Source organism: Nocardia amamiensis (assembly GCF_015477605.1).
Classification (GTDB): Bacteria; Actinomycetota; Actinomycetes; order Mycobacteriales; family Mycobacteriaceae; genus Nocardia; species Nocardia amamiensis_A.
Map to the genome: position 1 here is coordinate 1 of NZ_JADLQX010000083.1, position 5,974 is coordinate 5,974.

4 protein-coding genes and 1 pseudogene are annotated in these 5,974 nt (G+C 65.8%); 1 reads left to right on the forward strand and 4 read right to left on the reverse strand.

Annotated features, from left to right (window positions below):
- Positions 1-328 precede the first annotated feature (328 nt).
- The 4 genes from IU459_RS36320 to IU459_RS36335 form a co-directional block, all read right to left on the reverse strand.
- The gene (locus IU459_RS36320) at positions 329-766 is read right to left on the reverse strand and encodes a hypothetical protein (protein WP_195134121.1); all 438 of its coding nucleotides are present in this window, start codon (positions 764-766) and stop codon (positions 329-331) included.
- 33 nt (positions 767-799) lie between these two features.
- Complete coding sequence (locus tag IU459_RS36325) at positions 800-2,485, reverse strand: hypothetical protein (RefSeq protein WP_195134122.1); 1,686 nt, start codon at positions 2,483-2,485, stop codon at positions 800-802.
- Positions 2,486-3,002: 517 nt separating this feature from the next.
- Positions 3,003-3,146 (reverse strand): hypothetical protein, encoded by a 144-nt coding sequence (locus IU459_RS36330; RefSeq protein ID WP_195134123.1) that lies wholly within the window; start codon positions 3,144-3,146, stop codon positions 3,003-3,005.
- Positions 3,147-3,707: 561 nt separating this feature from the next.
- On the reverse strand, positions 3,708-4,028 hold the full coding sequence (locus IU459_RS36335; protein ID WP_195134124.1) for a hypothetical protein: 321 nt from the start codon (positions 4,026-4,028) through the stop codon (positions 3,708-3,710).
- Between the two features lie 756 nt (positions 4,029-4,784).
- Here IU459_RS36335 and IU459_RS36340 point away from each other — a divergent pair.
- A pseudogene (locus IU459_RS36340) lies at positions 4,785-5,740 on the forward strand (ISAzo13 family transposase); the annotation flags it as partial.
- Between the last annotated feature and the right edge of the window lie 234 nt (positions 5,741-5,974).

The following is a 5,974-nucleotide window of genomic DNA, read 5'->3' on the forward strand; positions in this document are numbered from 1 at the left end:
CAGTTGCGGCAGCCGGGGTGTCTGGTCTTCAGTGCGCCGGACCGGGCGATGTCGCCCGCGGATTCGGGAGTTCCGCTCGATCAGTGCTGCGTTCGCCGACTCCCTAGAACGACCTGGTCCGATACCACGGCCTGAACAGATGCTGCCGGCCTTGCGGTTGCTGCTGTCGCGGCCGGAGATAGGCACTTGACATACCGGTGCACAGTGGCAAAGTCCCTGGTTGAGGCCGGGGCCTGGGCCATCGAGCCCGGACACTGGTCGAAACGCCGCAGGCTTGGTCGTGGCGAAAGGGCTGAGCCTGCGGTGTGGTGAACGGCACCGGTGATGTTCAACTGCATGGCCCGGTGACCTGTGATTGTCTGGCTGCGGGGAGGCTGCGGATGTTGTCCGGCGGACCGCCGGGCAGACGCAGTCGGAGAATTTCTTGGTGCTGTGCGGCGAGCTGCGACAGCGCGCGGTCGTTGAACTCGGTGAGTTCGTCGATCTGGGTGTCACGGTCCCGAATGCGTTCGCGGAGCTTGGCGTTCTCCTCCTTGAGTCTGGTGATCTGAACCTCACGCGGATCGGGGCCAGCGCCGGCCTCGCGGAGGGCGTCGAGCCGACGGTGGAACTCCTCGGCCAAGTGCTGGTAGGGCCCCGGACGCTGATTGCCCTGTGCGTCGGTTCGCGGGTAGAAGCCTGTCCTGGCGACCCCGGCCTCCCGCGCGAGCGTCTTGAGGTCGCACCGTCCACTCGGTGGTAGATCCCCGCGCAGAAGCCGATCCATGGCAGCGCGGATACTGTCCTCGTTGCTCGGAAGTCAGCGGCATGACGTGTTCTCCGTGGTCGCAGCGGTGTTGGCGGCTTGGTCGATCGCGGTGAGGACCCGTCGGACCCGGTCGTGCTCGCGTCGCAGTCGAGGTTTCTCTGCCTTCGGGACCCTGGGGTTGCCGAGAAACGCCTGGAAGGTGTTGGCCTGCTCGGCCCAGACTGGTCGGTGCCGGGCGTGGTGGGTTGCTTGCGGGCAGCGGGCTGAGTCGCAGAGCCCGATCAGTGGCCGGGTCGCCTCAGGTGTCCCGGCCAACCGCAGGCAGAGCGCTTTCGCCGGGTCGCGGAACCAGCAGTAGTTCGCGGGGCCGACATGCAAACTTTCAGCCTGGGTGCGGAGCAGGTTCTCCACTCGGCGCTCGGTGTCCAGCACCGTCGGCTCGGTGGCGGCGTTGCCGCGGACCGCGCCATCGACGTGGGTGAACAGTGCGGTGAGCTCACGCGGACCCGGTCCGGCGGGCAGCTGTCCAGCTTGGAACTGGTGGAACGCTTCGATGGTCAGCTGCAGGTGGTGTTCGTCTTCGAGTTCCTCGATCTCGGTGTGGAACAGCGCCTGCGATCCGCCGGGGCGGTTCACATAGCCCTCTGAGGTGGCCGTCGACACGTGCTTGAGGTGGATCTTCGCTGCCAGGAGTCCGTTGGGGCGCTGGGCGAGTTCGTGGGCGAGGGTGCGGCGCAGCATGCGGAGGTTGAGCGTCCCGGCGGGGATCGGGGTCAGGCCGAGGCGCTGCCCGTCCGGGCCGTTCACCCAGGACCGCAGCCGCGGGTAGCGGGTGTGGAAGACCATTGCGCCGAACAACGGTTCACCGATCTCGGCGCCGCTGAGTTGTTCGGCGAGCGCGACGGCGCGGTCGACCTCTGCCACGACGATCCACTCATCGTCCTCACCGCCGAACCGGCGCCCCTTGATGACCTTACTGGCCAGGCGGAATCGTTGACCGCCTCCGGCGACGGTTCGAGGTGGCCGACGACAGCCGACACGAAGTTCCAGCAGTTCACTGGTCCGCATCCCGCTGGCGGCCGCGGTGACGACCAGGCAGGCGGAGGTCACGGCAGTGACCAAGCCACGAATTTCCTTGTAGGACACCGGAAGGGTCCAAGGGCGGGGTTCACCGCGGTCGGCGCCGGGAACCGGTGCCGCGTTGCGTCCCCAAAGGTGTTCGACGCCGACCGCGGCGAGGGCGTGCTCGAGTTGTGGCCGGATTTGGTTGACATGGCGCAGGAGCAGTTTGCCCCAGCCGACGGCGCGCCCCAACGGGTTGGTGTTGACCGGCAGGATCGGATCGGTCGGATCCCAGCCGCCGGCCAGACGCCGATCGATGGCGGCCTGCGGCAGCCGTTGCAGAGGACAGCCCTGCTGGACCTGGTCATCGAGATAGGCGCTCAGTCGGGCTAGAGTGGTGTCGCCGAGCAGCCCGGGTGGGGCGCTGCCCCAGTCCCTGGCCACAGGAAACTCGTTCTGCAACTCGACAAGGTGCGGGCCGATCGTGTCGATCAGGTAGAGACAGGCAGCCAGCAGCGGTTGCAGCACCGGCAGCGGGACCGGCGGTGTCCGGTTCTCTCCCGTGCGCTGGTGTCCGGCGACGGTGTTGGCCGGTGCGCCGTTCCAGGGCGTGAATCCGGGCTGGTAGCGGTCGGTGCTGAACAATTCGCCGTAGAGGGCCACCAGTTGCAGCACCCGGACTCGGGCAGCAACGCTTCCGGGCGTGTTGGAATCGTCGGTGGGGTCGCCGCGCTGGTCGTGCTTGACGAAAGCGTCCTGCAGGAACTGGTCACAGTGCAGTTGGGTGACCTCGGCCAGGCTGCGGACGTGATGGTGCTGGAGCCACGAAAGCCATTTGACAGGCTGTTGAGGTGCTTGTGGCAGGTGCGGGGGCTCAGCCGCGCGCGGTGGGCATGCGGAAGCCCGGCGACTGCCTCGTGGGCCGGGGCGAGCAGTGCGAGCATGAGCTCTTTGGCCATCCGCCGCCAGGCCGGGTTGGTGATGACGGTGAAGTCCCACCGCTTTTCGGCAGGGTTCATCATCCGGTGCGCGTCGGCGAGCCCGTCCAGGATCCAGATGTCCTGGTCGAACACCGGGCGAACAGCGCCAGGAACCAGGGCGAGCCCGGCGAGTTCACAGACATCGGCGCCGGCGAAGACAGAGACCCGCGCCAACAGGTCAGGATCGGCGGCCGCATGATTTTCGTTGTCGGTCATGCCAGCTCCTCGGGACGCAGCGGCAGTAGTTCGTCGTCCCGGCCGTCGAGGACGTGGGCGGCCGCGGTGACGGTGCGCGGGTCGAAGCGGGGCAGGATCTCGGTTTCGAGTCGTTGGGCATAAGGCCCGAACACGGCCATGAATCCTGTCGTGGGCTGCTGCCGGAATTGCCGGGAGAAGAACCCTTTTGAGCCGCAACAGGTTGGGGATGTGACGCGGCAGGAACACCGCCAACGGACACAGCAGGCACACCCACGGCCGGGCGGGGCAGGGTTTGCCCGCAGGCCCGAAGGGGCTGGCTAGCTGATCGGCGCAGGCGGCGACGAACATATCGCGCTGTCCACGCAGCAGTTCACCGACCGCGGCATCGTCCAGGCCGTGGTCGGTGACCAGCTGCGGCAGCGCCGAGGCCGCGTCCGCGGCCTGCTCGCCGGTGAGCACCAGCGGCGGCCGAGCTTTGCGCAGCAGATCCGATTGACCGTCCTCGATGATCGCGTCGACCGCGTCCTGCTGGGCCGGGGTCGTTGCGCTGAGGTAGTGATCGCCCTCCACCGCGGCGCTGTGATTCGGGTCGATCGTGCTGCGCCCACTCCAGCCGCGACGGGCCAACAGATTCTGGTAGGTGGTGCGAATCCGCCCGCGATGCAATGCGATGGGGACACCGTCGACGGCAAGATCGTGGCTGGCCGCCCAGCGTCGGCTCATCTCGTAGCGGAACACCAGAGGTTCTGGCTGAGCCGGATCCACAACGCCGTCCGCAGCTCATCGGCGACGAATCCGCGCAGCAGGGCGGAGTGCTTGAGCCACTGCTCGAGCAGGCGAACTGCCTTGCGCGGCAAGGCAAGACTTTGCGGACCGGTTCGGCCCTTGACGTAGTCGAGCAGGATCGTCGCATCACCCGCCCAGTCGATATCCGTCACGCCCAACTCGGCGATTCCGTCGGGAACGATCCCGGTGTAGGCGCCGAACAACACCACATAGGCGAACGCGACATGGGTCGTCGGGAACAACGCGCGCGTCACCTCGGCCAGGTTCGACTAGAGCCAGGGGACACCTGGGTCGGCACGGAACATAACAAAGTGTGTCTATATCCTCAACCAGACAACACGATCAAATACCGCGGAAGCCTGGTCATGGACCCGCTAACCATCACGGGCTGCGGCACCGGGACATTGGCCTACGAGTACAAAGGAACTCTCTCAGCGCCTGACCCGGTGACCGGTAATCGCACGGACAACGGCGCAGGGGATATCATTTCTGGCTCAGGCACGGGCGACCTTGAGGATATAAAGGGGCAGATCTCCTGGACCGGCACCGCCTCCCCTAACTTTACTGGAGTAGGTTACGGCACAGGGGCTGTGAAATGCTGACCTCGCCCCCCATCTGCATCATCGAGTTAGATGGTCGTCATTCTGCGGCAAATATCGTGAGCTGAGGATAAAAGGATATGCCCCGGCTCTGATAACCAGGCTGAACTCGCAGGGTCCTCCGGGTCGTGATCTTGGTGGCTGGCATATGCCGGAGGTATGAGGTCACGGCCATTTCAAAGTCGATCTCGGTTGACGCCGGTGCAGGTCACAGGAGTGTGACAGTCGGCGTGGCCGCGGGGTGAACGCATCCACGGCCATTTCAAAGTCGCTGACGGGTGAGGTTCGTGCTGGTCGGCGCTTGAGGAGCATCCGCGAGAAAAGTGGCGCTAGCTTCGGGGGCTTGTCCGTAAAATACTGTTGGAGTTGATCTTTGGGTCGACGTGCCGGGTGGCGGCGGGAAACTTGGGTATGTGTCGTCCGCGAGATTGTCTATCCGCTGCCGAGTTGCGGGTCGAGTTCGAACGGCTCCTGCCGCATCTGGATGAACGCCGTCGCCGGTCTACCTGGCCAGCGAGGCGATTGCGATGGGCCACGGCGGGATTACCGTGGTGGCCGCCGCCTCCGGCGCCAGCACTGCCACCGTCACGCGCGGTATCTCCGAACTGACCGCGACTACCGCACCGACCCAGCGCATCCGGGCTCCTGGCGCGGGTCGCAAGCCCCTGGTGGTGACCGACACCGGCCTGCTGCCGGCGCTGGAGGCGCTGATCGAGCCGCACACCCGCGGCGATCCGGTTTCTCCGCTGCGCTGGACCACACTGTCGCTACGCACCTTGGCCGCGGCGCTGACCGACCAGGGCCACCCGGTTGGCGCCACGACCATCGGGCACCTGCTGCACGCACAGGGATACCGTCTGCAAGGCACCGCCAAGACCAGCGAAGGCGTCTGCCACCCGGACCGCGACGCGCAGTTCGCACACATCAACGCCACCGCTACCACCTTCCTGGACGCCGGGCAGCCGGTCATCAGCGTCGATACCAAAGCCAAGGAGTGGATCGGCAACCGCGACCGTCCCGGACGCACCTGGCTCCCGGGCAAGAGCCCGGTCAAGGTGGACTGCCACACCTTCGTGACCGACGATCATCCGGTGGCCATCCCCTACGGGATCTATGACATCGCCACCAACACCGGCTGGGTCAACGTCGGAACCGACCACGACACTGCCGAATTCGCAGTGGAATCCATCCGCCGCTGGTGGCGGCACTGCGGACGGCAGCAGCACCCGGACGCGACCCGGCTGCTGATCACCGCGGACGCCGGTGGCTCCAACGACCCCCGCCGCTGGACATGGAAGAAGTACCTGCACGCCTTCGCCATCGACAGCGGCTTGGAGATCATGGTCTGCCACTACCCTCCCGGAACTCAATGCCGTTGCTTGACCTGTCACTGAATCGCCCCGGGTCTCGTGCTCACCTCTTTTCTTGAGAGGATGGGCAGATCATGCCAGCGAAGTACGACGAGGCCACTAAGCCTGGATCCGTGGATGGGGTGCTGGTCACAGTCGGTGTGTGAGATAGGGAAAATGCCTTTCGACCTGGGATGATCGTGGTTGTCGAGGCCAGGATCATGCAGGAATCGAGAGGCATTTTCAGTGAGA

Coding starts and splice junctions, on each gene's coding strand:
- IU459_RS36320 (WP_195134121.1), bottom strand. CDS start 766: ATGGATCGGCTTCTGCGCGGGGATCTACCACCGAGTGGACGGTGCGAC.
- IU459_RS36330 (WP_195134123.1), bottom strand. CDS start 3,146: ATGGCCGTGTTCGGGCCTTATGCCCAACGACTCGAAACCGAGATCCTG.